General features: G+C 47.1%; 28 protein-coding genes. All 28 read right to left on the bottom strand.

The annotated features are described in order from the left end of the window. Entirely contained in the window at positions 1-429 is a 429-nt protein-coding gene (locus RGU72_RS04735; protein ID WP_322118624.1) for a hypothetical protein, read from the bottom strand. 102 nt (positions 430-531) lie between these two features. Then, the gene (locus RGU72_RS04730) at positions 532-1,128 is read right to left on the bottom strand and encodes an Nmad5 family putative nucleotide modification protein (protein ID WP_322118623.1); all 597 of its coding nucleotides are present in this window, start codon (positions 1,126-1,128) and stop codon (positions 532-534) included. A 339-nt stretch (positions 1,129-1,467) separates the two neighbouring features. Continuing rightward, positions 1,468-1,776, bottom strand: coding sequence for a hypothetical protein (locus RGU72_RS04725; protein WP_322118622.1), 309 nt, complete (start codon positions 1,774-1,776; stop codon positions 1,468-1,470). A gap of 85 nt (positions 1,777-1,861) precedes the next feature. After that, the gene (locus tag RGU72_RS04720) at positions 1,862-2,050 is read right to left on the bottom strand and encodes a hypothetical protein (RefSeq protein ID WP_322118621.1); all 189 of its coding nucleotides are present in this window, start codon (positions 2,048-2,050) and stop codon (positions 1,862-1,864) included. 27 nt (positions 2,051-2,077) lie between these two features. Beyond that, positions 2,078-2,332, bottom strand: coding sequence for a hypothetical protein (locus RGU72_RS04715; protein WP_322118620.1), 255 nt, complete (start codon positions 2,330-2,332; stop codon positions 2,078-2,080). 36 nt (positions 2,333-2,368) lie between these two features. Continuing rightward, complete coding sequence (locus tag RGU72_RS04710) at positions 2,369-3,886, bottom strand: hypothetical protein (RefSeq protein ID WP_322118619.1); 1,518 nt, start codon at positions 3,884-3,886, stop codon at positions 2,369-2,371. Then, positions 3,883-4,170, bottom strand: coding sequence for a hypothetical protein (locus tag RGU72_RS04705; RefSeq protein WP_322118618.1), 288 nt, complete (start codon positions 4,168-4,170; stop codon positions 3,883-3,885). Before RGU72_RS04705 ends, RGU72_RS04710 begins: the two co-directional genes overlap by 4 nt. 7 nt (positions 4,171-4,177) lie before the next feature. After that, complete coding sequence (locus tag RGU72_RS04700; RefSeq protein ID WP_322118617.1) at positions 4,178-4,609, bottom strand: hypothetical protein; 432 nt, start codon at positions 4,607-4,609, stop codon at positions 4,178-4,180. A gap of 9 nt (positions 4,610-4,618) precedes the next feature. Beyond that, complete coding sequence (locus RGU72_RS04695; RefSeq protein WP_322118616.1) at positions 4,619-5,035, bottom strand: hypothetical protein; 417 nt, start codon at positions 5,033-5,035, stop codon at positions 4,619-4,621. Between the two features lie 287 nt (positions 5,036-5,322). Further along, the gene (locus tag RGU72_RS04690) at positions 5,323-5,574 is read right to left on the bottom strand and encodes a hypothetical protein (RefSeq protein ID WP_322118615.1); all 252 of its coding nucleotides are present in this window, start codon (positions 5,572-5,574) and stop codon (positions 5,323-5,325) included. Positions 5,575-5,680: 106 nt separating this feature from the next. After that, positions 5,681-6,319, bottom strand: coding sequence for a hypothetical protein (locus RGU72_RS04685; RefSeq protein WP_322118614.1), 639 nt, complete (start codon positions 6,317-6,319; stop codon positions 5,681-5,683). 651 nt (positions 6,320-6,970) lie between these two features. Further along, entirely contained in the window at positions 6,971-7,594 is a 624-nt protein-coding gene (locus RGU72_RS04680) for a hypothetical protein (protein ID WP_322118613.1), read from the bottom strand. A 62-nt stretch (positions 7,595-7,656) separates the two neighbouring features. Then, the gene (locus tag RGU72_RS04675; protein ID WP_322118612.1) at positions 7,657-8,517 is read right to left on the bottom strand and encodes an FAD-dependent thymidylate synthase; all 861 of its coding nucleotides are present in this window, start codon (positions 8,515-8,517) and stop codon (positions 7,657-7,659) included. Positions 8,518-8,638: 121 nt separating this feature from the next. Beyond that, entirely contained in the window at positions 8,639-9,148 is a 510-nt protein-coding gene (locus RGU72_RS04670) for a hypothetical protein (protein ID WP_322118611.1), read from the bottom strand. A 60-nt stretch (positions 9,149-9,208) separates the two neighbouring features. Next, entirely contained in the window at positions 9,209-9,463 is a 255-nt protein-coding gene (locus RGU72_RS04665; protein ID WP_322118610.1) for a hypothetical protein, read from the bottom strand. An 81-nt stretch (positions 9,464-9,544) separates the two neighbouring features. Beyond that, positions 9,545-10,549 carry a ribonucleotide-diphosphate reductase subunit beta gene (locus RGU72_RS04660; RefSeq protein WP_322118609.1) on the bottom strand — a complete coding sequence of 335 codons (1,005 nt, stop codon included), beginning with the start codon at positions 10,547-10,549 and terminating at the stop codon, positions 9,545-9,547. Continuing rightward, positions 10,546-11,169: a hypothetical protein gene (locus tag RGU72_RS04655; RefSeq protein ID WP_322118608.1), complete on the bottom strand. Its 624-nt coding sequence runs from the start codon at positions 11,167-11,169 to the stop codon at positions 10,546-10,548. Before RGU72_RS04655 ends, RGU72_RS04660 begins: the two co-directional genes overlap by 4 nt. 68 nt (positions 11,170-11,237) lie before the next feature. Then, positions 11,238-14,630 (bottom strand): ribonucleoside-diphosphate reductase subunit alpha, encoded by a 3,393-nt coding sequence (locus RGU72_RS04650; protein ID WP_322118607.1) that lies wholly within the window; start codon positions 14,628-14,630, stop codon positions 11,238-11,240. Between the two features lie 123 nt (positions 14,631-14,753). After that, positions 14,754-15,365: a hypothetical protein gene (locus tag RGU72_RS04645; protein WP_322118606.1), complete on the bottom strand. Its 612-nt coding sequence runs from the start codon at positions 15,363-15,365 to the stop codon at positions 14,754-14,756. 70 nt (positions 15,366-15,435) lie between these two features. Then, positions 15,436-16,029, bottom strand: a complete 594-nt coding sequence (locus tag RGU72_RS04640) for a hypothetical protein (RefSeq protein ID WP_322118605.1) — start codon at positions 16,027-16,029, stop codon at positions 15,436-15,438. Further along, complete coding sequence (locus tag RGU72_RS04635; RefSeq protein WP_322118604.1) at positions 16,013-17,965, bottom strand: AAA family ATPase; 1,953 nt, start codon at positions 17,963-17,965, stop codon at positions 16,013-16,015. The genes RGU72_RS04640 and RGU72_RS04635 overlap by 17 nt, the downstream gene beginning before the upstream one ends. Beyond that, a complete protein-coding gene (locus RGU72_RS04630) occupies positions 17,962-18,162 on the bottom strand; it encodes a hypothetical protein (protein ID WP_322118603.1) in 201 nt (66 codons plus the stop codon). Before RGU72_RS04630 ends, RGU72_RS04635 begins: the two co-directional genes overlap by 4 nt. Further along, entirely contained in the window at positions 18,159-19,211 is a 1,053-nt protein-coding gene (locus RGU72_RS04625; RefSeq protein WP_322118602.1) for a metallophosphoesterase, read from the bottom strand. Before RGU72_RS04625 ends, RGU72_RS04630 begins: the two co-directional genes overlap by 4 nt. A gap of 11 nt (positions 19,212-19,222) precedes the next feature. Further along, on the bottom strand, positions 19,223-19,630 hold the full coding sequence (locus RGU72_RS04620) for a cell wall hydrolase (RefSeq protein WP_322118601.1): 408 nt from the start codon (positions 19,628-19,630) through the stop codon (positions 19,223-19,225). 49 nt (positions 19,631-19,679) lie between these two features. Continuing rightward, positions 19,680-20,051, bottom strand: coding sequence for a hypothetical protein (locus RGU72_RS04615; protein ID WP_322118600.1), 372 nt, complete (start codon positions 20,049-20,051; stop codon positions 19,680-19,682). Beyond that, a complete protein-coding gene (locus RGU72_RS04610) occupies positions 20,051-20,368 on the bottom strand; it encodes a hypothetical protein (protein WP_322118599.1) in 318 nt (105 codons plus the stop codon). The genes RGU72_RS04615 and RGU72_RS04610 overlap by 1 nt, the downstream gene beginning before the upstream one ends. Next, entirely contained in the window at positions 20,368-20,718 is a 351-nt protein-coding gene (locus RGU72_RS04605) for a hypothetical protein (RefSeq protein WP_322118598.1), read from the bottom strand. Before RGU72_RS04605 ends, RGU72_RS04610 begins: the two co-directional genes overlap by 1 nt. A 60-nt stretch (positions 20,719-20,778) precedes the next feature. Beyond that, positions 20,779-21,855: a hypothetical protein gene (locus tag RGU72_RS04600; RefSeq protein WP_322118597.1), complete on the bottom strand. Its 1,077-nt coding sequence runs from the start codon at positions 21,853-21,855 to the stop codon at positions 20,779-20,781. Between the last annotated feature and the right edge of the window lies 1 nt (position 21,856).

Here is a 21,856-nt window from a genome sequence, read left to right as displayed (position 1 = left end):
TCACCTGACCGTTTTTTCTAAGAACCGCATAACGCGGTGCTGCCAAAGCTTCTTATGTGAGCGATCCGAGAAAGGCGGATCATAGTCGCTTGAGTATGCGGCGCCGAACAGGTTTCGAGCGTCGTCTTCGCTTACGCCAAAAACTTTACTGATTACCGTTTTGTAACTATCTAATTGTCTCCCCTTGAATTGAAGACCATTTGGCGGACTGTATGACAGCCCAAGCGCGTTAAATTGTGGGTGCATCGCTAAGAATCCGATAGCACAAGCGATCGTATTGCAATCAGCTTTTTTGGCATAACCCTTAGACACGACACGGTCAAGATCAAATTGCTTATCTGGAATGCCATCGATAATTGCGTAGGCGTCTTTGAGCAATTCAAAGTTAGGTTGTAGTGTGGCTGTAGAAGTAAGAGGATTTTTTGTCATTTCTTTCTCGCTAGTTGTTTGTCATTCGACATACAAATTATCTAATTTCACTCTTGGAGAGTGTGCGTCCGACATACGCTTGCCGGACGCTTTGCCTTGCTACTAAGGTGCTGTCAGCTCAAGACCTGGACGCGCCGACATCAATAAATTGTTTAAGCCATCAACAATTAAGGCAGGAAGGTTCTCTGAGCGATCAACGAGCGCTTCTTCTGGAATGAAAACTTTGCCTTCGGGCCACACAAGAATGAGCTTTTTGACGGTAAAAACAGAGCCTACAATTGCCTTAACTTTTTCTTCTAATAATGCGACCTTGGAACGAACTTCACTTTCATCCTGCTTCAGTTGTTCAAACTCCTTATATATCTCGTCGCTCGTTACGTTGATTGAGTTAAAGCCAGAACTATTGGCAGGCATACGGCAACCATCGCCGAAATGAGCGGAAAATTTTGTGCGTCTGGCGTCATCGCCTCTACCGGCAGAAACATATATGCCCTGCCGTCCTGACGTGACATTGAAGAAGCCATGAGGTAACTTCTTCATAGCCTTCTCTTGCTCTTCCGTAACAAGAAGACGATAGACTTTCAATGTGATTTCTTTTTGGCGCTTAGTGATTTCGTCAAACTCACTTTGATAAGCTCCTTTTATGGCGTTGCTGACGATTGTTGCGAATAGTTCTTTTGTAATTCGTTTGCTCGACATGGTTTTCTCCTTATATACGTCAGTAATGACTGACATATATTATTAAATTAAAGTATTGGATTTGTGTTGGGTTATTGAAACTCAGTTGTTTCGCCTTTACGCAGCAGGTAGAACTCACTGATGCTTCTTGACGATTGATTGGTAGTCGCCTACTCACGCAATCTCGATAGCGTCGGCGTTCGGGTGTGGTTCAATAATGATGCGGACGACGGGGCATTCGAACTGACTCATGGGTTTTCTCCTTTAATGGCAACTTTGCCGATTTATGAAACTGGTAAAACGTTCACTCCTAACATCAGTCAATCAGTGCTGACTGATGTTAGTGGTAAAAGCTTTACGTTAGGCGACAACTGTTTGCGTTACGATCTGTTTCGCTGGCTTACGAGGCTTACGAACTACTGAGGCATTTGCCAACATGCTGCGAATTTTGTCGGCGTTATGACAAATAAATTCAGGCAGGTTATAAACGAATACAGCTAAACCTCCATGATCTGCTTCACAAACGCCGGAATTGTTGTCGCTAGTCAGACCTTCGGCGAACTCTTTCACAATCGGAGTCAGTCGAAGTTTGTAGTTGTGCGCCTCGCAGTCTTTCGCTTTATCAAACAGTGTGCCGTCGTTCGCTTTGTGCATTGTTACTTTTGCCATGTTGTTATTACTCCTAGTTAGTTAAATAAAATTTTGTTACTCAGCGCTGACTTACTTATTATAGCAAAAAAATGTCGATAAATGCTTATGTTTCAAGAAAGCCATGCACAATCATCGATTCACCTTTAAAGACCATGTAAGCGGCAACTGTAGTCTCAGATATGTTTGGAGATTGCACATAATTTTGGACGCACCACATGCGAAGCGCATACGCTTCCAATTCTGTTTCTGCCATTACAGTCAGAACGCCTTTTGAGTTAATAGTCGCTTTCATTCTTCACTCCTTGATAGCCGCTCTTAATTAAAAGGCTGGCTTTACTTCGTTTAAAAGACGGGCATTAGGCGTAGTCGTACCTTTATAGACAACGTCAACAAACACGCGATGATCGTCCTTGTTATGCAGCGATGCCCAGGCATGGTATCCGGTGACGGTGCATAGTTCTTCGCCAGAGGAGTTCGTGTCGATAAGCACGTCACACCCAATTGGCGTGAGATAAATTTGGCGTAGCCCATGATCATTGAGCGATACAGTGTCGCCAACTTTTAGCTTTTTCATGTTTGATCATCTTTTTTGTTTTTTTAAAGTACGGGATCATGCTGCACCGCCTTTCAATTTAGCCACTGTCCGAGCTGTCAGCTTTCGCTTAATGGCTTCTACGGAGTCTCGCTTGTAGTCAATGCGCGGTAGCATACTGTTATCCTGCATCTCTCCGTCATCCATATAAGGTATGTGTGTTGGCGAAGCTGAACGAATACACAATAAAGCTCGCAGCTCCTTATTCTCTTCTTTCATTGCTGCGCAATCAGCTTGAAGCGCCTCGCTTAAATGTGCAAAGCTGGCTTCCACATCTTTAAGCAGCGCGTTTTCTTTTTCGAGTTCCGCCACTTTTGTTTGCAACGTTTCCATTTCCCGCATCGCCAGAATTCTTTCAACAGGCAAGTCTAGGCGCTGTGTCGCTATCGCTAGGCGCTTGACTACGTCGGCATGATTGCTCTTCCAGTGCGCCAGTTCTTTTTCGAGTTCTGTCATTCGTGCTTCGGTATTCGGCGCGTCTGTATAAATCTTTACGCGTGACTCATAAGCAAGTGGCTCATAGTCAGTGTATGACGCACTTGAATGAATTTTGTTTTTATCCCCAACCCACGAAAGCCAACCGACAGGCTCCGCACTTACCTTTACTGGCTTTGACTTTATGGACGCATTGCAATCACCCCAACCCATTCTATAAATTCGCACACAAAACTCAGCAAACAGTGGGCTGTCTTGAAATCTTAACAATGGCACGCCATCGTCGTATTTATATTTAAAATCTTTTATGCAGTCGATAATAATTTCATTAGATGGCTCCGCGCTTACCTGCACTGACTCAGATTTAAGTCTTGCATTCTCTGCACGTAAATTAAAAAGCTCAATATATGGTATTGATACATGCGGTTCACCAAAAGCCTCAAATTCGTAGTCGCTTTCCTGTACTGGCTGCGAAATAGGAAGTGGCGAATATCTCGGCTTTGATGCTTGCTTTGCTCGAATCTGCTCAACCTTAGTCCAGACTCTCTCTAGCTCAACTCTCCCCGCCTCTTGCATGTCAATTGATTGCGCCTGACACAATGCGGCAAGAGTGACCATTACACCGCCAACCTCTTGAGTCTTCTCGCCGATCGGTCGGTTAAAGACATAATCGACTAATTGATGCGCCTCGCTCTGAGTGCATTCACATGCCTGAACCAGTTCAAGCGCCTCTTCAAGAAAGCGATGATTGCGCTCGATTGTGTCGGCGGAAATTACATCGCCGAAACACGCTTTCATCCATGACGCAACCTCGACTTGGTATGGCTTTGTCTGCGAACCCTCGCCACAATTGTTGATGGCAAAATTAAGCATTTCTTCGGTCAGCTTGGCATCAAAATTCGAGTTTTCTTTGATGAACTGGATCAGTAAGTCCGGCTTGAAATTGCTCCATTTGAGATCCTTTTTAGGATGCGATGCCAACGCCGCACACCAGGCGTTTTCCATCATGGTGTCTTCGTGGGCGCTCGTCCGCATTACTTGCTTGTATCTTGAAGTTGCGAGCCAATTTGAAAACCTATCAATTTGTTTATCGTCGCTCATGTTTTTATCACCTTTCTACCGCTGTTGTTTGCGGCGCTATGGTCGATCATTCGCCCCAATGCAGCGCCAAGGTTAGACATCATCGGAAATTGCGGTCTATTTATTGCGCCTGACTTTTCTAACTCGCTGTCACACAGTAAATTGCACAGCGCCCATGCGGTCTCCTGATCAAGAGAAAGGTTAATTTGGCTAACCTTTACCTCAGTTTTCACGCAGCCTTCCACATACCCATTGATGTTATTGCGCCAGCCACTTTTGATTGGCGACTTAATATCTTTATCCATATTTGCTCTACCTTTTCGCCACTTTTAATAACTCGCGCTTGAGCGCCCCTTTTGCCACTGAGATATCAGTCTCTTTTGCCACCAGTCTTGCAGCGAACATCATGCCTGCCAAGAATCCCGTTTTCCGCGCAACCTTCGCTGGCGTCATTACCTTCATACCGGCAGCGTGAACCGTGGCTCGCATCACTAATTGCTGTTTGCCCGATATGCCCGACCGTGTATCCCCTACTCTCACGATGCGCTTCTCTTTTTCCAGCTCTGAGAAGCGCCCAGTGATGCGTCCGGTGTTGGTCTTGTCCGTCTTTGCAAAGAACGCGATAACGTCGTCTGTAATGCATCCTGACGCGCCATAGCTCTCTATCACTTCATAGACCATGTCACGCATCGGTTTGATCGGCGCTGTCTTAAATGCCGCGATAGACGTTGAAGCAACAGGCATAGGCCCCTCCTAAAGTTTTTCACAGCCGCTTTTGATGTAATTGTTTTCGATCAGTTGCATGGCTTTGTTCGCAATCTCGGCTGATCCGAAGTGTTTTGTCTCTTCGTCGTAAATGCTTCCATCCTGGCGTTTCTCTATCAATAAAGAAGTCTCGCCCACTTTCCAAGTAACCGAATGCGTGAATCTGTCTTTGCAGAAATGCGCCTTTACGACATTGTTCAAATTCTTGGTGTACTGATCGCATGCCGTAATGAGGTCGATCAATTCTTCATCCACCAGACCGGACACCGCCATGAATAACGTATCAAGCCCAGTGCTGAACTGCTCGGCAGTGATGCTATGGTTTTGAAACGAGTTCAGCAACCATTGAGCTGTCTCCAGCGACTTGCGGTCTAACTCTTCGCGTAAGACTGGAACGTCACTCATTTTGTTATCCACTCATGAGCGAAGATAATCACTGAGACAATCACGCCCACATAAAACATCATGGTCGCAATAGTTTCCAATAGCATTCTGTATCCGAAACTGGATACAATGACGAAGCTAAATAAGCCTAGTAAGATGCACAACCAGATGGCAATGATAAAAATCTGTAATGTGGTCATTTATGCCCCCTTGCGCAACGCTGCGCATTTCATTCTTAAATTATAAAGGTTTGCGTCAACAAAGTATAGTCACCGATGACTTACTTTTAACGCAAACCTTAAATTAGCCTAGCCAATTACCCGACTCAATACGCCGGTCGCATACAGGGCAGCAGCGTGAGCGTCAGTCAAAAAGCCATCTTGATCAAAGGCAATGCCCTGATGAGTTGTTTTAAAATTGCCTGACTTTAATTCTTTGACAAACTTGGCGACATTTCCAGGTCTAACATCACGATTATCTGGCTTATTCTTTTTCAAAAGATTAGCCGCTATCGTTGGCGTGATTTTCATAATGCTAGTAGATACCTTGCTCGTATTCATTCTATTAATCTCCAGTGATTGCAAGTCGTGTGACTTACTGACAAACAAATTGTATAAATTCACGCTTGGGTATAGTCACTCTTTTAAACATACCCAAGCACATTGCCTATTGAAACTTACCGCCCGAAGCCGTGTACTGCTCGACTTCATGTTGCGCCGACCTTGTTACCATGTTGACCGCACCATCCAATGCCGTCACGCGCCCTTCAAGACTAAGTACACCTCGCGGAATATAGAAGTGAGGAACTTTTATCCGTTCATCAAGACTGAGTCCAAGCATCAGCGAGTTCAAATGCTCCATGTAGGCTTCATTTGCTATCGCCTTACCCTGCATCGCAATGACCGGAATGCCAGGCTGTACCAAGATAAGACTGGAGAACCGACGATTCGTCACTTCAAAACATCGACGTACATAGGAAGCGAATTTCGCTTGCTCACGCTTACCTACAGAGTCGCCAATCGCTTCGCTCATCGTGTATGCAAGCATGTCGAGTGGCGTTCTGTCAGCGATTGCGCTCACGCTAGGATCAATCCGGTTGTAAATCTCCTCCACAGAACGAAGAACTTCTTCCTGAATTTCTAATCGCTCTTTAAATTTGAACTTTGCAGCCGGGTCCAACCCCATTTGCTTGAAAATTGACGAGACCGAAGTCTCGACAAAGATCAAGTCATGTTTTTCAGCGTAGACTTTTGCAAGCGTGGTCTTGCCAGTGCGGTGGCTACCTAGAAGACCAATCAAGCTCATGCTGACGCCTCTAAGTCAAAGCTCAACGCTCGCTCTACACTCCATCCTAACTTTCTAATTCTGATCGAAATTAATCTTGAATCCATATTTCTGACCCTTCCCCACTCTTCTAGTGTTCTAGTTACTCCGTTATGCGTAATATGGAAGGTGTCGCGTCTGTTAGACTGCTGCTCCTTAACAGTCGCCCATCTGCAATTTCCAGGCTCATAATTACCATTTGAATCAATTCTGTCGATTTGAGTGTCTTCTGGCCTCTCACCCATATCCTCAAGAAAGTTAATGAATGCACCCCAACGCTCACAAACCTTAATTCCTCTACCTCCATAATTTGAGTAATTAATATTCTTTGAGTAATTGCATCGCTGCCGCATCGCCATCCAACTCATATAAGTTGCTGAATATTTACTCTTTAAACCTTGGCGCGTATGACCGTGAGTTCTATTCAAATGCCCTATTTGGATAGCGATAGCGGCGTGAACTTCGCTAGAGAAACAGCCGCAAGACTGAGTAGTGCCACCCTTTAGCGCATCCGCCCTGACGCTTGATGACTTCCCACAGTCACATACGCAAAGCCAGCACGCCGCTTTATGTTTCTTGGGAGACCGGTCTCTCGAAACGACGACAAGTCTCCCAAATCGCTTTCCAATCAAATTACAGACTGGAGCCATTTAAAATTTCTCTCTCGACGGAAGTGTCTCGGTTTAGCGCCGCTTCATTAGAAAACTTATTTGGGTAACGCGCTTTCAATTTAGCGATATTTACGTCACGCAATTCGTCCAAATCAGCGCCAATTTCGGAACACCCGATAGCTTGATACCATTGCAAGTCGCCAACTTCTTCTTTGAAATTCACCAGATCAATTACGCCGGTCTCATATTGTTTTATAACCGAATCGAGTAATTCGCCAGACTCAGTAAAGCAGCCAATCGCTGCATGCAGTAAGCGAGGATTAATATTGTTTAAGCTTATGCCTCGCAATTCGGCTGGCAGACCTTGTCTTGCCTCTTCTTGCGTTTTAGGTGTATTGAAATCAACGCCAGCCTCTTGACCCTCGCTAATAAAATTGGCGACGCTAGTCACATAAGACAAATTTTCTTTTAGCTTCGCTTGATCGAATGCCTTGCCGTAGTAGATTTTGCGTTTGATAAGGTCGCCTAGCTCTGCTGCTTTAATCATCAGCGTAAGTGAGGCGTGTAGCATCACTTGGTCAATTTCAATAGACGCAGGAACGCTTTCGGTTGCGGTGGCGTTTTTAATATAGTCTTTTGAGTTCATGTTGTTGCCTTTCTGTGTTGTTGAGAATTACTACGATTTTTATTAAGTACGAATAATAAAATTTACCAATCGACCAATTCTTGATTGTGGAACACGCAATGCTCGACCAGATGGCGGAACTGCCCGAAGCCGACAAAGTTCTTGCATGTGGATTTAGCGCTATAAACCGAATAGCCTTGATGCTCGGTCGGGCTGGCATGCAATGGAACGCTACCGACTAATTGCTCAAAGAGCGCTATATCTTTTGCCGCACTAGGTTTTTCCCCATCGTGTGTCAAATAGCTAACACGCGCACAACGAGCTGCCGATAGTTTTGCCAAGAAAATAGGACATTCTTTACACACAAGGCGTTCGGCTTCAGTAATAAAAGGCAAATGCCAACCAGACGCATAAAGACGGTTTGGGCCGCGAGTTTCAGGCACGCTAAGTCCGGCAGCTACAATCATTTTCATTGCCAAATCACGAATCTCCGGCTGCGCATCAGGATGGGCGCGTAACTCGTTCCAATTGCTCATTTCAGTCGTAGTTAGAACAACGCTGATGTACTGGAATGGCTCCAAGATTCGATTAGCGACTTGTTTGTGCAAGCCAACTTTGTCCGCTACCCATGCGATACTTGCGGCGACTTTACCAGCCAAGCGCCAGCAAGCTTTTGCGACGTTTCGTTTAAAGCCGGTCAACTCTGCACGAGCCTGCATGCCAGGCTGATTCGCACCCCAATGAATAGGCATCGCTGGATCGTTCCAGACTTGAGCGATCATCTTCTTAACCGGAATGGCTCGTGAAGATGAAGCGTTACGACTGAATACCCGATGAGTCATCAGCTCCGCATGAATAAATCTCGGATACCGCAATACGAAAGTGATCAACTGCTTTCCATTAGCGGCTAAAGTGTGTTCTATGACTTTTACAGTAGAGGTCATCCTGATACTTTCTTGTAAGACTTGTTTAATTTACGCCACACGTAAATCGTCGTGGCAACTCCGCTAACAAAACCAACGAAGAAAAGGATCGCGAGTCCTTCTCCGTGCATCAAGACCGACATTACTTTCGTGATGAAGTTGAAGGACGATAGGGGCTGCTATAGCTCGGCGCAGAAGGCTTGTACACACTGACATAAGAAGGTGCGGCAGGCTTCGGTGCTGGCGCTCTGTACACATTGGCGTAACTTGGAGCCGCTGGCTTAGGAGACACAACTGAGACTACCGGCTTGACCGTAGGTGTAGGTGTAGGCGTAGAAGTTGACGCTGGCGTTGCTGGCCGCTCGATGTAGTTGTTGACCACGGTGCGCCTCTCAACTACCTGCGTCTGTTGCGAAGAATTATTGTTGCCACTTAACAGATGCATACCCATTGCGCCAATTGCTGCACCCATCAACATATCGCCAGTGCCAGAGCTTTGTTGTGGCTGCTGCACGATTACGGGCGCCGCTTGTGATGCGTATTGCGGCTGAGCCTGCTGTGCATACTGAATTGGTTGTCGTGCGTCGTCGTTTCTGCTACCGCAAGCTGATAATGCGGAAGCAATCGCCAATGCTAAAAGTATTTTCTTCATGTTTAACCCTTAAAAGTTGATAAATAAGACGATACAGACCGAGTGTTGGAATGTGATCGGCTACGCTCGTTCGTCCTGCGGTGCTTCTATTTCTGATGCCGCTTTCATCGTGTGAAGAGCTTGTCTCGCTCTCTCCCCATGATCGAACCCTTGTTGGGCGTAAAATGAGAGTGCGCTAACAATAGTCAACGCGGCTTCATCTTTTGATTGCGGTTTATGCTGCGTTTGCGCTACCTGTACACTCGCCACTTGCTTTGCTGGTTCACTACTTGCCGCGCTTGCTTTGCGCGCTTTAAACTCAAACACGTTACTCATTCATATCTCCTAGATTGCAGGGCATCTTATGCCCCGCTCTCTTATATTATAGTTCAGTGCTGACTGATCTTTTAATGGAAATTATATGTCCCATTCAAGTGCGCCACCGGCTTGGTAGTCGGTTGGACGAGCTTCAAAGAAATTCGACTCCACACCATTAATGGCAGATATCTTCTCGACCCACGGTGTTGGATTTTTCACGTTAGGATACAAAGGCTCCCAACCCAGACGTGCTACACGTAAATTCGCCAGGTATTTGATGCGCTCAGTGATAATTGCGTCTGTTGCACCTAATACGCCACCTGAGATAATGTGCTTACCCCACGCCGTCTCCAGCTCAACTGCTTGGCGAATGATATTGAGCGCCTTCTCTTTAAATGCCGGCGTAAAGACTTGCGGCTCCTCTACCTGCAACGTGTGAAACATGTGGATAAAAAGCTCAAGATGTCCTAGTTCGTCGCGCTCGATGTACTTAATCTGATCGGCAGATCCTAGCATCTTGCCGTTTTTCGCAAGAAGGTAGAAAGCGTAAAAGCCACTAAAGAAGTAAATGCCTTCGAGAACGATATTGCCAATTACAGCTAAGGCAAACTTCTCGGCGGTGAATTCGCCCTCCCCTAACGCTGCTGACTGCGCCATGATGAATGCATTCTTTTTTGCCAGAATGTCGTCGGTTTCATACATGCCGTACACCTTTAAAGGATCTAAAGAAACCGCCTCAATGATGGTGGCATAGGCGCGCACATGATTCGCCTCTTCATACGCTTGCCGGGCAATGCACATGGACACTTCTGGGCTGGTAATGTGGCTACCGATGTTGGTGATCAGGTTATCGAACTGAATGCCATCCAGATTGGATAAGAACGCGGTCGCCTTGTCGAACATGTTGCGCTCAGCATCATCAAGCCGCTCTTTATAGTCCTGAATGTCGCGACCCATCGCAATCGACTTGGGGAACCACGTATTCTTTTCAAATGTATCCAGCATTTCCCACGCCCACTTATGCTTCAATGGATTGACGCACATAAGCTTGTCCTTTGGTCCATTAATAAGCCGGCGTTGGTTGATTAAATCTTTGACGTTCATGTTTTCTTCCCTACAAGTGTTAGAACTGCGCCTTCGGCAAGCAGCCCCTTAGTGTGAATAAGATAGTGCAGAGCTTTGTAATTAACATCTGCACGCCTTGCGACCTCTGCTATCGTCATAGATTCGCCCTCAAAGGACACTCTGACGTTTTTTCGCGTATTGTTCGCTTGCTCAACTGGATTCGACCAACGACAGTTGTCAGGCTTATAGCCTTTATCGTTCTCAATCCGGTCAATAGATGCGCCAAGCGGCTTTACCCCCATATCTGCAATGAAATTTGCAACATCGTGCCATCTCGCACATACAATAATTCCCCTGCCGCCGTACTCTGGAAAGTCCGCTGACTTCACGTTATAACAACGCGTCATCATTCTGCTCCAAGTCGAGTAAGAGGTGTGGTAATAGAGACCATGCTTTGTTAGCGACTTTGAGCCACGATCCTTTCTAAGACAGCCACACGATTTGACATCTTCTTGCGTCAAAGATGTTCCGCGAAACGAAATCTTCTTACCGCATTCGCAAAGACATTTCCAGCGTTTGTGCTTTCCTGGAACATAAGTGTCTTGCGCTATGACTTTTAAACGACCAAATGTACGTCCGGTTAAATCCACAATTTTCATAAATCTCCAATTCAGGGGTTAGTTTCAACCCCTTATGCTACGTCACTACTGACTTACTGTCAAGATTCTCATTGACACGCCTCGCAGTCGGGATTGTCCAGGCTGCACAAGTTATTGACTGGCTCATCTGGCTCTTGAGGAGCAGCGACCGGAGCGATGACAGACTTCGTCATTTCGGCTGACTGACCACGCAAGTAATACGTCGTCTTTAAACCATACTCCCAAGCGGTCATGTAGATATTGTCCAAATCACGTCCCTTGACATTCCCTTTGACGAAAATGTTGGTGGACTGTGCTTGGTCAAGCCACTTCTGACGCACTGCGGCTGCAAGAATTAACTTGATCGGGTCGATGTCGAACGCCTCTTTGCACAGAGACGGGTCGCCATAACGCAAGCAAGGATCGGTCACAATGAAGAGACCGGACATGTTCTTTTTCGCCACTTCACGCTGATAGATCGGCTCGATAGTTGCGGTCGTGCCGACGATGTTGCTGATTGTCGCGGTCGGCGCAATCGCCATCGTGTTGCTGTTACGCATGCCTTGCAGTTGAACTTTTTCACGCAAAGCGTTCCAGTCCATTGCATGCTTGCGAGTGGTCAAGCTGGCTGCTTTAGCATTGGCTGTATCGATCGGTAGAATGCCTTGACTCCACAAGCTACCGCTAAACGACTCATACAGACCGCGCTCTGCCGCCAAGTCGCTTGACGCTTCAATGGCGTAGTAAGAGAACTTTTCCATAAATTCGTCAGCCGCTTCTAAATGCTCTTGGCTTTCCCAATCAATGCCGCGCTTAACCAGATACTCGGTGTAGCCCATCACGCCAAGACCTGCAGGGCGATGACGCTTGTTGGCATTCGCTGCGCGCTCAGATGGATAGAATGTAATGTCGATCACGTTGTCCAACATACGCATTGCCGTTCTCACGACTTTCCGTAAATGTTCATCAGACTTGATCTTCGACATATTGATCGAGCCAATGTTACACACGGCAGTCTCGTCGTCCGACGTGTTCAGAGTGATTTCTGTACACAGATTGGAGTTATGAATCATGCCTGCATGCTGTTGTGGATTACGGCGGTTGCAGGTATCTTTGAACGTCAGCCAAGGGTGGCCCGTCTCGAACAAGCCGTTAATGACTTTCTTCCAGACGTCGAGCGCAGGAACCTGGCGAACAAACTTACCTTCGCGCTCTAACTGCTCAAAACGCGCCTCAAATAAGTCGCCATAGGTTTCATGCAGCTCTGGATAGACGTTAGGGCTAAAGAAGCTCCAGACGCCACGATCTTTCACGCGCTGCATGAACAGGTCGGGAATCCACAATGCTGGAAAGATGTCATGAGTGCGGCGACGATCATCACCGGACTCTTTCTTCAAGTCGATGAAGTCATACAAATCTGGGTGCATTGGCTCAATGTATGCGGCAAAAGCGCCATTACGCTTACCGCCGTTGTGAACTAGGGCGGAAGTTGTCGAGTAAGTGGCGTCACCATCCACTTTCAGATCATGCACAATTGAAATAGGTTCAATTTCGGTAACTGAAGAAACTCGCCCAAAGATCATATTATCAATTCTGAACCAGTTAAATTTCGTCACTGACGGAATGCCAAAAATTTGAGCCAATTCAGCAAACGCCGGAATGCGCACGTCCCACGAAGTTGTAATAGAATCGTATCCAAGATGCTCGTTACTACGCACCTTCTTATTGCCGGCAGTAGGAATGCCCAACCGCAAAAGCTGGTATCTCAAGCCTTCAATCAGCTTGATAGAAGTATTTGTAAAGGAGATTTCTTTACCGCGAGAGATACATCCATCTGAGTCGATTAAACCTTGAACAATCGCTAATGCCTGATTAAGTGGCAGATGAGAAAGTCTTTGGCTGATACGCTTATTTCCATCCCCGTCATAAAGGTCTTCGTAATCAAATGGCAGACAATTTACACCGCTGACAAACTTTCCGAACGAATCGCGCTCTTGCTGTTTTCCACCGAATGACCACTTAATTTGCGTCGCGCCACTTCCTACGGTCGAATAGCCATACTTTAAGCCACGCGCTGTCAAATATTCAGCAACAAAAACCAAAGTCTTTTCCTCTGACGAAGAACCTGTAACACCCCACTCTTTCGCCGTCACGTCATCACCTTTAAAGTCAATCATCGACTTTTTAGCGCAATGACCGTCGCCTAACATGATTCCATAAAGACGTGCATCATCTTCGGTAAAGCCCTCAACCGGCACTATTTCGTCAGGAATAACCTGAGCAACATAGTCGCCCTTCTTCAACTCGCCAGCCTCTACCCACTCTGCCGCATATTTACCTGCCGTGATCTGGGAAAGCGTTCTTTCAAGTGATTGATTTTCTTCAATACCTTGAATCGCGTAAATAGGGTGTCCAGATGTGACGATTAATGGCTCTAGTGCGTATTTCGGCTTTATTGAAACCATCGCATCTTTCTGGCTGTAAGACATAACTTCGCGTACTTCACGATATGCGCCACGTTGACCCAGAACTAAATCGCCAATTTTTATGTCCGCAATTCGCTTTACACCTTCCGGAACCCGAATTAATGTATCTGGCGCAAAACATTGATTGACCGCTACCGCTGTATCGTTATAGACCTTCAAGTAAGGAACGATGCCGGAGGATTTGCCGTCTGTTCCCTTGATGCGGTCGCCAGTGCCACGAACGCGATGCCAGTCCGTACCAATGCCGCCTGCATACTTGGATAAGTTAGCGCACTCTTCAATCGTGCCAAAAATCGAAGCGTAACGATGCTTGCCCTCGTCATTGGAAATAGAATCCGCCACCGTATTCAGAAAGCATGACGCCAATTGTTCGTGCAAAGTGCCAGAGTTGAATAATGTCGGCGTGGAATTAATAAACTCATGCGATGACAGAACGTTATAAAACTCCACCGCTGCCGATGTCGGGTTCGATTCGTTCTGCGCCAAGCCCATTGCCACACGCATGAAGAAGTGCTGTGGCAGCTCAATGATTTCGTCCTCGTCGTCTCGTATCAAATAGCGATCGGCAATCGTCTGCAAGCCGATGTACGTGAACAGCATGTCACGGCTAGGATCGATTACATTGTCTAACACTTCAAGGTCAAATACTTGCGTCATCTTGGGACTGAGGCGATTGATGAATACGCCAAAATGAATGTAGGATGCCAGATGTGGATACTCGATTGAGCCAGACGTTTCTTTATACAATTTTTGCAGCAAGAGTCGAGCCGCGACAAATGTATAGTCCTGAGCCTCAACTGAGTTCAGACCGGCTGCGGCAGATATGAGTGCATCATGGATGGTCGCTGTTTTGATGCCATCAAAAAATAATAGGTTCGCTTCGACTTCTAGCTCTGATTGAGAGACGTCCAGTCCGGTTGTTGCCCACTGCGCTACCTTGTGAATTTTTTCAATGCTGAGCGGTTCTGTCGATCCATCGCGTTTTGTGACGTTCATTTATTTCCTTTGTAAAAGGTGGAGAATAATTATATATACGTCAGTTGTGACTGACTATAAGGATAAAAAAATAGAATTGCTTATTTTCGGTTCAATCAATTATAGACAGTCATCGCTTACAATCTAAGCGGCGAATGCGCGCTTAAACATTGGCATCGATTTAAACATAGCGATTGTTGCTTGGAACTCATCCGTTGCGATACCCGCTTCGATTGCCGCAACTGCGTCTGCCATGTGTTCACATTTGCTGAAGATTGGCGTGACGATACCTTTGACGACCTTGGTGGGCCAAGGTGCAGTTGGATACTTATTCATCATCGCCTCGATCATTTCTTCCTTTGTCGCAGTCTTGATGCCGCAGCCAGCCATCTTGACTTCGGTCGGTGTGACCTGAATCACCGGCATGGCGGACGCAATCGTAGCCAATACGCCGATGCAGACACCGTAACTCGCCATCGCACGACTTGACTGACTACCGACCGGCACCTCCACAAAGGCGATAAACGTATCTTTCATCGCCTCAACGACACCATTGTGCAAAATCTTGGAGCGCTCTAAGTCTTCGCTGTTCTTACGCACGACCTTACGCATCTTCTTGTCTTTTTCAGGATCGGTCTGGATCACGCTTAAGTCGGTAATCTCGACCTTCATAGTTTCGATGTCCAATGTTCCAAGAGCGACGCCCCAATTGCTTAAACTTGGGTCAAAGCCAACGATGTTCAATTTTGTATTCATGTGTTTCTCCTGTTACCAGACACAAAAGTCTGGTTGAGTTGTGGTGAGTGAATCGGTTAAATGCCTTGCTCTACCATGATCCGAAGTCTTGGTAATCTTTCATCTTGACGGCGACTTCGGCGACTTCTTTCTTCTGAACTTCAAGAACTTTGACGCCTTTGATAAAGTCATCGAATCCAGGCAGAGCCGTCTCTAATGTCTCCATGACGCCATTCAATTGCTGCTTAGCGTCATCCAAGAGAACTTCGGCATGAGAATAATTAGTCGCATCTTTTGGACGCAGAGACAGAATGATCTTGCCTTTTTTGCCTACCCGCGCATCGGTGATGGTGAACTCCTCACCCCCAATATGTGACTGTTTAGAGAAGCCTTTCGGACACACTACCGTCAGATTAGTTGGCGCTCTCAAAGACACGTTTGGCGTCTTGGTGAAATTCAGATTTTCCGAAAGCTCATTTGAAATTTGCTCTAAATCCACATTCTTTCCTTTGTAGTTTAAAAGATCATCAACAATTGCCAAGTCTGCTGTTACGCCACGAAGCTTCTCTGGCGCCAACATTGACGCCACCCTGCTGCCGCCAAGAAGAGCTTTGTATTTAGACGAATCTGTTGACATGCCTGGCGTATTCAATAACGCCTCTAGCGCGCTAGAGAATGACGCCACGTTCGTTTGCTCCTGATACGGTTGAAATGCCGCCAGTCTTCTTGATCGTAATGACCGAGTCGATCCAGTCCGACAAGCTGTTATGGCTGACCACCAGAACCGTGCCGCGCTCTTTGGCTTTCTTATCCAGAACAGTCATCAAACGCTCCAAGCCCGGCTCATCCAATGCGTGATCAATCTCGTCCGCCATAAATAAGTTGATCGGCTTCGCTGCGCGTGATGCAACCATGTCTTGTAATGCCATTGCGGTTGCGATACGCACCTTGCGCTTCTCACCGCCAGAGATTGACTTGAACGTCTTGCCGCCCTTGTCATTGGTGACTTCGATGTTGAACTTCTCCTTCATGTCGCCTTTGCTTGTGCGCGACAAGGTTGACCAGACGGCGTGAATATTGCCGTCTGACAATGCATCGAGATATTCGCCGGTCTTGTCGTTCAAGAAAGGCGTGACTGTATCGAGAATGTGAGCGCGAACGCCAGCAGGTCCAAATACCTTGACTGCGTCCATATACACTTCGGCTTTGTCTTCTAAAGTCGCGATGCTAGTTTGGACATTGTGAATTTTTACCTTGAGCGCTTCAATCTGTTCCACTTGTGTCTCGATCAGATTCTTCCAGGGGTTCGGCTCAGACATTTTCGCCTTCGCTCTGTTCTTCACCTCATCAATTGCAGCCAGCATCTTTGCTTGCGCCTCATCAAACATTGTCGAAAGGCGTAATTGCGTGTCGATTTTGCGCATTTCTTCGGACACCGCCGTTACGTCAGACATCGAAGCTTGAAATGTCGCGACCTTCGCTTTTGCCGCTTCATGCTCAGTCAAAGCGTCACGCAGCCCTGTGGCGGCTTGTAGCAACGATTTCTTTTGCAATGTAAGTGCGGCGTTACGCGCATTGACTGCTTCTTCCAGATCGTGTTCACAATAGACCTTGCCACATGAACCGCATGGCGTCCCTACCTGTGAATTGATCGACGCGATAGAGTCTTCTTGGCGTTTGAGGGCGCCCTTCTCAATCTCGGTTGTGGATCTAAATCGCGTTACCTTGTCGCTGATACTGCGCTCAGCGATAGCGAGTTCACGCAAGCCTTGCTCTTCAACGTTACGCTTTGCCAGAATCGACTCCAGCTCTGTCTTACGCTTTGATAAAGCTGGCGCATCAATTGAGGCGACCTTCGCTTTTTCTTCGTTAATTTTGTCTTGTATCGGCGATACCGCTTTTAACTCTTCACGCGCACGATCCTTGCGGTTCGCTTCGAACTGATCAAAGTCCGTCTGCGCCTTGAGCAGACCCGCTTCTGAGGTCGCCAATTGAGCAGTGAGTACGTTCGCTTCTGTCTCTGCGCCTAACAGCTCTAAGTTGACTTGTGTGGAACGAGTCCGCGCTTCTGCGTATGCTGTCGCCAACTCTTCAACGCCGGCTGCTTCCTCGATCAAGAGCTTCAATTGCTTGTCGGTCATGTTGGGAAGATCTGGCATCTTTTCTTGACCGGCATAGATTGAGCCAACAAATACATCAAGGCTGCAACCCATAATCTTATTCACGACTTCCTGTGTTTCTTTGTCTGTGCCTTTAGACAGATCAACAGCGACACCATAGTTAGGGATGCGATGGACGATAAGTTGATTTTTCATCGTCTTATCTTTGCGGTAACGTTTGATGGTGTAGGCGTCATCGCCGTCTTCCAGAACCACGCTGACGCTGCAATTCTTTTTGGCAGTCTCATTGACTACGTCATCGCCGGTGACTTCACGAGCGGTCGTGCCATAGAGCGCCCAACACAGCGCGTCAACAATGGAAGACTTACCAGCGCCGTTTGACTTCGCGCTCGTGTCATCTTCGTTCTCACCTTGAATCAGCATCAAGCCACGACCATCCAGATCAAAGCTCGCTTCGCCGATTGTCAGGAAGTTGCAAATATTTAATTTTGTAATGTTCATAGAAAGCGTCCTTCATTTTTGTTGGTTAAGTTGCGCTTCTCTGCAAAGCGAGCCACTGCTTGATACGCCGGTTCGTCCGCCATGCAAAGCAACTCTTCATGCGATAAGCCGGTGTCATCGACGTCAATTCCAAAATCGCACAAAAGCGTCTCTTCGAACTCGTCCACCCATGCGTCAAATTCTTCGCCCTTTGTCATGCCTCTGCGCTCCTTACAGATGTCAAAATGTCTTGGCACAAAGTCGCAACCGCTGCTTTGTTTTTGAAGGCTTGCGCATTCACAAAATCATTGATGCTTGCCTCTACCGTTACGCCAGCTTTCAGCGTTGTGCCGCCAGCTCGTGCGGTGATCGCGGCAGATGTCATTTGCAGCACGTTGACACCCTTTGCGCCACACTCGATCATGTATTGACGCATGCTCTCCACATCCGACGCTTTAGCGTTATCGATACGAACGCGCACAAAGTTGCCATCAACGATCAATGGGATTTCGTCTGGATCGGTTGAGCCATCAATTTCGACAAATGACGGTGCATGTGTGGCGAACCACTTCACTTCGCTCTCAGTGACGATCAGAAACCCAGCTTTCGTGTCAACGTCTCCCCATGTTTGATGTGTGAGCGCGCCGATTGAATAGACTTCGCCGGCCATTTGCTTGTGATGATGGTAGTGACCAGAGAGAACACGGCGAAAGCCGAGACCCGACAGATACGCATCGTTGAGACCGTGATCAGGCAAGCCAGGAATGACACCGTCGATCGGCGCATGTAATAGCAAGTCGCAATGAGGACGGTCGGCAGGGTCAACATGTTCGATCAAGCGCTTGAGTTCGTTCAAGTCCTGAATCCAGGGAATAACCACTACGTCATCCAAGTAATAACAAGGCGAATTAATCACAACACAGCCGATGCCTTCAAGCGCCGTAATAGCAGACGACACTCGTGCTGCCGTTTTGCTTTCCAAGTCATGATTACCGGCATTGATCACAATATTGACGCCTGACTTGATAATCTCGCTGTAGCAGTCAAGCGTCGGGTTTAATACGCTTGGCGCAATAGAGCCGCGAACATGAAACAAATCACCGCCGTGATACAGAGTGTTGCCACCGGCGTTCTTCACTTCTTCGGCTGAGCGCTTAGTTTCGTCTAAGGTAAAACGAAGACGGCTGTTCACGCCGTCCGCATTCACAACGCCAAAAGCTGACCAATTGTGATTGTGTGTATCAGATATAACTCCATAAGGTTTCATATTGCTCCTATCTACGTCAGTTGTGACTGATTTACTTTATAAAAAATATGACGACCTAGCACGTTCGTTTCCTTCATCGAGCTGCACCAATACGGTCGCACGTAATCTGCATGGTAATGAGTAGCGCCTTTGGTCATATCCATCATGCGACCTTCGAGCGTTACTTTCGCGATGATTTGCGCCGTTCTCCATGCATCTTTATCTTTTGGCTCGCCTGCTTTTAAGAGTCGTTCGCCCTTAACAAGCTTGGTCGTCCACGAAAACTGTTTTCTTGCTAATACGGTTTTACAAACTTTATCAGGCTCTTTCGCTCTGTTCATCGTGACTGACGCTACGGCATACTGGCCCAGAATTGGCTCTCCACGAGCCTCCTGATAAATATTAATTGCGAGGCATAACGCCGCTGTTGTTAGAATCATTCTTTACCTCTCTATAAAGTAATATTATAGTTAAGTAAGTCAGGACTGACTATCTAATTTTCACGGCAACATTGATCACAACTTCACTACGAAGAGGATCAATTCTAAATCGCTTCATTGGCAAACCTAATTGTCTTGAGCCGTGAAAGATGCTGAAGCTATGCGGCGAATCGTAAAAGTCATTGATATGAGTAAGCCAAACAAGACGCTGGCCACCTTCTTTGCGCACTACTCCGATCGCAGTCACGCCACGCAGCTTAGCGCGCTCTAAAATAGACAAATCCATACACCAAGCGTTTCGCTCGCGATAGACCTGCTTTTGCGTTCTATGCGCAAGATACATTTTCTTGCCGTCAGCGCTTTCATACCAGACGCCAAGCAATTTGCCATTGACGCTATGCTTCTCACGCTTGGAGGGCATTAGTAGACGCCCCATTGCTCTTGATAGGCTTGTGCCGATAAGGATCTTGCCGCCTGCACTTCGACGCTCGGCTCAATCTCAATACCCGGCACGGTCACTTCCCATACCGAGTATTTACTCCGAAGAGACTTTGAATTTCTAATACAGTCATCCAATAAGATATGCATTTCAGAAGCGAAGAACTTTGTCTCGCCGTTCTTACTGTGTCGCTCCTGTCTTAGCCAAACAAGGTAGCCAGCGTCCGCTTTATAGACGTCTTCGATCTTGCTGCCTTTATGTTTTCCAAAATCAAGCGTGTCTGTTAGTTTCAGTCCCATTATTCAAGCCTTTTCAGATATAGAACGCATGCCTTTTTCGTCGCAGTGGCGATGTGAGGTCCATACACGCGCTGTAAATATTTAAACAAGCGCTCTGAAGCGCCACTTTCTTCGTTACTAATCTCTAAATGATTTTTGTGAGCATGAACCAAACAAAGCTCGCCCAAGGTTCCCGTTACCACTTCTTTTACTTCTGCCCTGCCGAAGACTATCTTTGTCTTTTCGTCCATCAATAGCACTTCATGTCCTACCTCAAGGCGTTTTGCTAATGCTCCACCAAGACGAAAGGTGTTAAATGAATCCTCAAGACCTTTCATTGGTGGAATAAATCCAATTACTTGTACTTGCATAGTTCTCTCCATAATGTGACAACACTGTCAGTCACATTGTAGAGAGAACTTCCACTTGGGCTAGACCGGCAGCGTGGAATCTTCTGCTTCTGGTTCTAACATCGCGTTCAATTCACCAATCCGACCTTCTTTATCGATCAGCTCAGCCATCGCACGTTTTGACAGGCGCTTTCCATCCCATGTGACATAACCATTGGCGGGAGATACCAGCTTCTTCTTTTCCAGAAGCAACTCAACCAAAGAGTAAGTCGGGTCAAAACGCGCCACGCCCAATTCATCAAAGTCCATGCGAATCGCGCACTTTTTGAAAGGCTTAGTCAATTTGGACTTCGTCACTTCAATATTGATCTTCTGACCGACAAACTCTTTGCCGCCGGCAGAGGCTTGCATGATCTTTTCGCGACCAAGTGACAGGCGGTTCGTTGCGTAATACTCCATCGCCTTACCACCTGGCGTTGTACGTGGATCGCCAAACACTACGCCGATTTTCAGACGAATCTGGTTCAGGTATAAGAACGTGGCGTTGTATTCTTCGCAGTATTGCGCCATGACTTTCAAAGTAGTTGACGTCACACGAGACAGCGCCGACGTGTCATTCATGGTGAAGGACTCGATTTCACGCTTGGCGCCTTTTGAGTCATACAGCATCGACATTGGAATAGCGGACGCGATTGAATCGAATACGAACAGAATTGGCGCGTCATCCGGGATAGCTTTAGAGGCGCGAATCGCACGACACGCCTTCGCCGCCCACGTATTACCGCTTTCCCATGTTTCAGCCTTGTTGTAGAGCCAGTAAGGGCGATTAACGTTCAGACCGAACCCTTCTGCCAGACCCACGTCGAATGAGCGCTCCCAATCGATAAAGCCAGCCACGCCGCCCATTTTCTGAGCCGCGACCATCCATTCAGTTGCCAGTGCGGTCTTGCCAGAGGATGACTCGCCAAACATTTCAACCATACGACCGAACGGCAGACCGCCGTCATAGCGACCTGAGATAGCGTAGTTGAGTGGCGCGTAGCCGGTGTCAATGAACTGCGTGACAGATGCGTTAGCATCGTTCGCTCCTAATGCAGCGTCGAGCGCGCTGATTAAGTCAGAGACGGAACCGGTAGGTTTGGATTTAACTGAGGACATA

The sequence above is a fragment of the Undibacterium sp. 5I1 genome, from assembly GCF_034314085.1.
GTDB lineage: Bacteria > Pseudomonadota > Gammaproteobacteria > Burkholderiales > Burkholderiaceae_D > Undibacterium.
The sequence above is the reverse complement of the archived record's forward strand: the minus strand, read 5'-3'. Positions and strand labels throughout refer to the sequence as shown.

Bases quoted from the DNA above. Each gene is read 5' to 3' on its own strand.
- RGU72_RS04735 (WP_322118624.1), bottom strand. From the start codon at position 429: ATGACAAAAAATCCTCTTACTTCTACAGCCACACTACAACCTAACTTT.
- RGU72_RS04620 (WP_322118601.1), bottom strand. From the start codon at position 19,630: ATGATTCTAACAACAGCGGCGTTATGCCTCGCAATTAATATTTATCAG.
- RGU72_RS04675 (WP_322118612.1), bottom strand. From the start codon at position 8,517: ATGACCTCTACTGTAAAAGTCATAGAACACACTTTAGCCGCTAATGGA.
- RGU72_RS04705 (WP_322118618.1), bottom strand. From the start codon at position 4,170: ATGGATAAAGATATTAAGTCGCCAATCAAAAGTGGCTGGCGCAATAAC.
- RGU72_RS04685 (WP_322118614.1), bottom strand. From the start codon at position 6,319: ATGAGCTTGATTGGTCTTCTAGGTAGCCACCGCACTGGCAAGACCACG.
- RGU72_RS04695 (WP_322118616.1), bottom strand. From the start codon at position 5,035: ATGAGTGACGTTCCAGTCTTACGCGAAGAGTTAGACCGCAAGTCGCTG.
- RGU72_RS04635 (WP_322118604.1), bottom strand. From the start codon at position 17,965: ATGAACATTACAAAATTAAATATTTGCAACTTCCTGACAATCGGCGAA.
- RGU72_RS04700 (WP_322118617.1), bottom strand. From the start codon at position 4,609: ATGCCTGTTGCTTCAACGTCTATCGCGGCATTTAAGACAGCGCCGATC.
- RGU72_RS04655 (WP_322118608.1), bottom strand. From the start codon at position 11,169: ATGAAAATTGTGGATTTAACCGGACGTACATTTGGTCGTTTAAAAGTC.
- RGU72_RS04650 (WP_322118607.1), bottom strand. From the start codon at position 14,630: ATGAACGTCACAAAACGCGATGGATCGACAGAACCGCTCAGCATTGAA.
- RGU72_RS04615 (WP_322118600.1), bottom strand. From the start codon at position 20,051: ATGCCCTCCAAGCGTGAGAAGCATAGCGTCAATGGCAAATTGCTTGGC.
- RGU72_RS04625 (WP_322118602.1), bottom strand. From the start codon at position 19,211: ATGAAACCTTATGGAGTTATATCTGATACACACAATCACAATTGGTCA.
- RGU72_RS04610 (WP_322118599.1), bottom strand. From the start codon at position 20,368: ATGGGACTGAAACTAACAGACACGCTTGATTTTGGAAAACATAAAGGC.
- RGU72_RS04645 (WP_322118606.1), bottom strand. From the start codon at position 15,365: ATGAATACAAAATTGAACATCGTTGGCTTTGACCCAAGTTTAAGCAAT.
- RGU72_RS04720 (WP_322118621.1), bottom strand. From the start codon at position 2,050: ATGAAAGCGACTATTAACTCAAAAGGCGTTCTGACTGTAATGGCAGAA.
- RGU72_RS04600 (WP_322118597.1), bottom strand. From the start codon at position 21,855: ATGTCCTCAGTTAAATCCAAACCTACCGGTTCCGTCTCTGACTTAATC.
- RGU72_RS04710 (WP_322118619.1), bottom strand. From the start codon at position 3,886: ATGAGCGACGATAAACAAATTGATAGGTTTTCAAATTGGCTCGCAACT.
- RGU72_RS04665 (WP_322118610.1), bottom strand. From the start codon at position 9,463: ATGAGTAACGTGTTTGAGTTTAAAGCGCGCAAAGCAAGCGCGGCAAGT.
- RGU72_RS04605 (WP_322118598.1), bottom strand. From the start codon at position 20,718: ATGCAAGTACAAGTAATTGGATTTATTCCACCAATGAAAGGTCTTGAG.
- RGU72_RS04690 (WP_322118615.1), bottom strand. From the start codon at position 5,574: ATGAATACGAGCAAGGTATCTACTAGCATTATGAAAATCACGCCAACG.
- RGU72_RS04630 (WP_322118603.1), bottom strand. From the start codon at position 18,162: ATGACAAAGGGCGAAGAATTTGACGCATGGGTGGACGAGTTCGAAGAG.
- RGU72_RS04660 (WP_322118609.1), bottom strand. From the start codon at position 10,549: ATGAACGTCAAAGATTTAATCAACCAACGCCGGCTTATTAATGGACCA.
- RGU72_RS04670 (WP_322118611.1), bottom strand. From the start codon at position 9,148: ATGAAGAAAATACTTTTAGCATTGGCGATTGCTTCCGCATTATCAGCT.
- RGU72_RS04680 (WP_322118613.1), bottom strand. From the start codon at position 7,594: ATGAACTCAAAAGACTATATTAAAAACGCCACCGCAACCGAAAGCGTT.
- RGU72_RS04725 (WP_322118622.1), bottom strand. From the start codon at position 1,776: ATGGCAAAAGTAACAATGCACAAAGCGAACGACGGCACACTGTTTGAT.
- RGU72_RS04715 (WP_322118620.1), bottom strand. From the start codon at position 2,332: ATGAAAAAGCTAAAAGTTGGCGACACTGTATCGCTCAATGATCATGGG.
- RGU72_RS04730 (WP_322118623.1), bottom strand. From the start codon at position 1,128: ATGTCGAGCAAACGAATTACAAAAGAACTATTCGCAACAATCGTCAGC.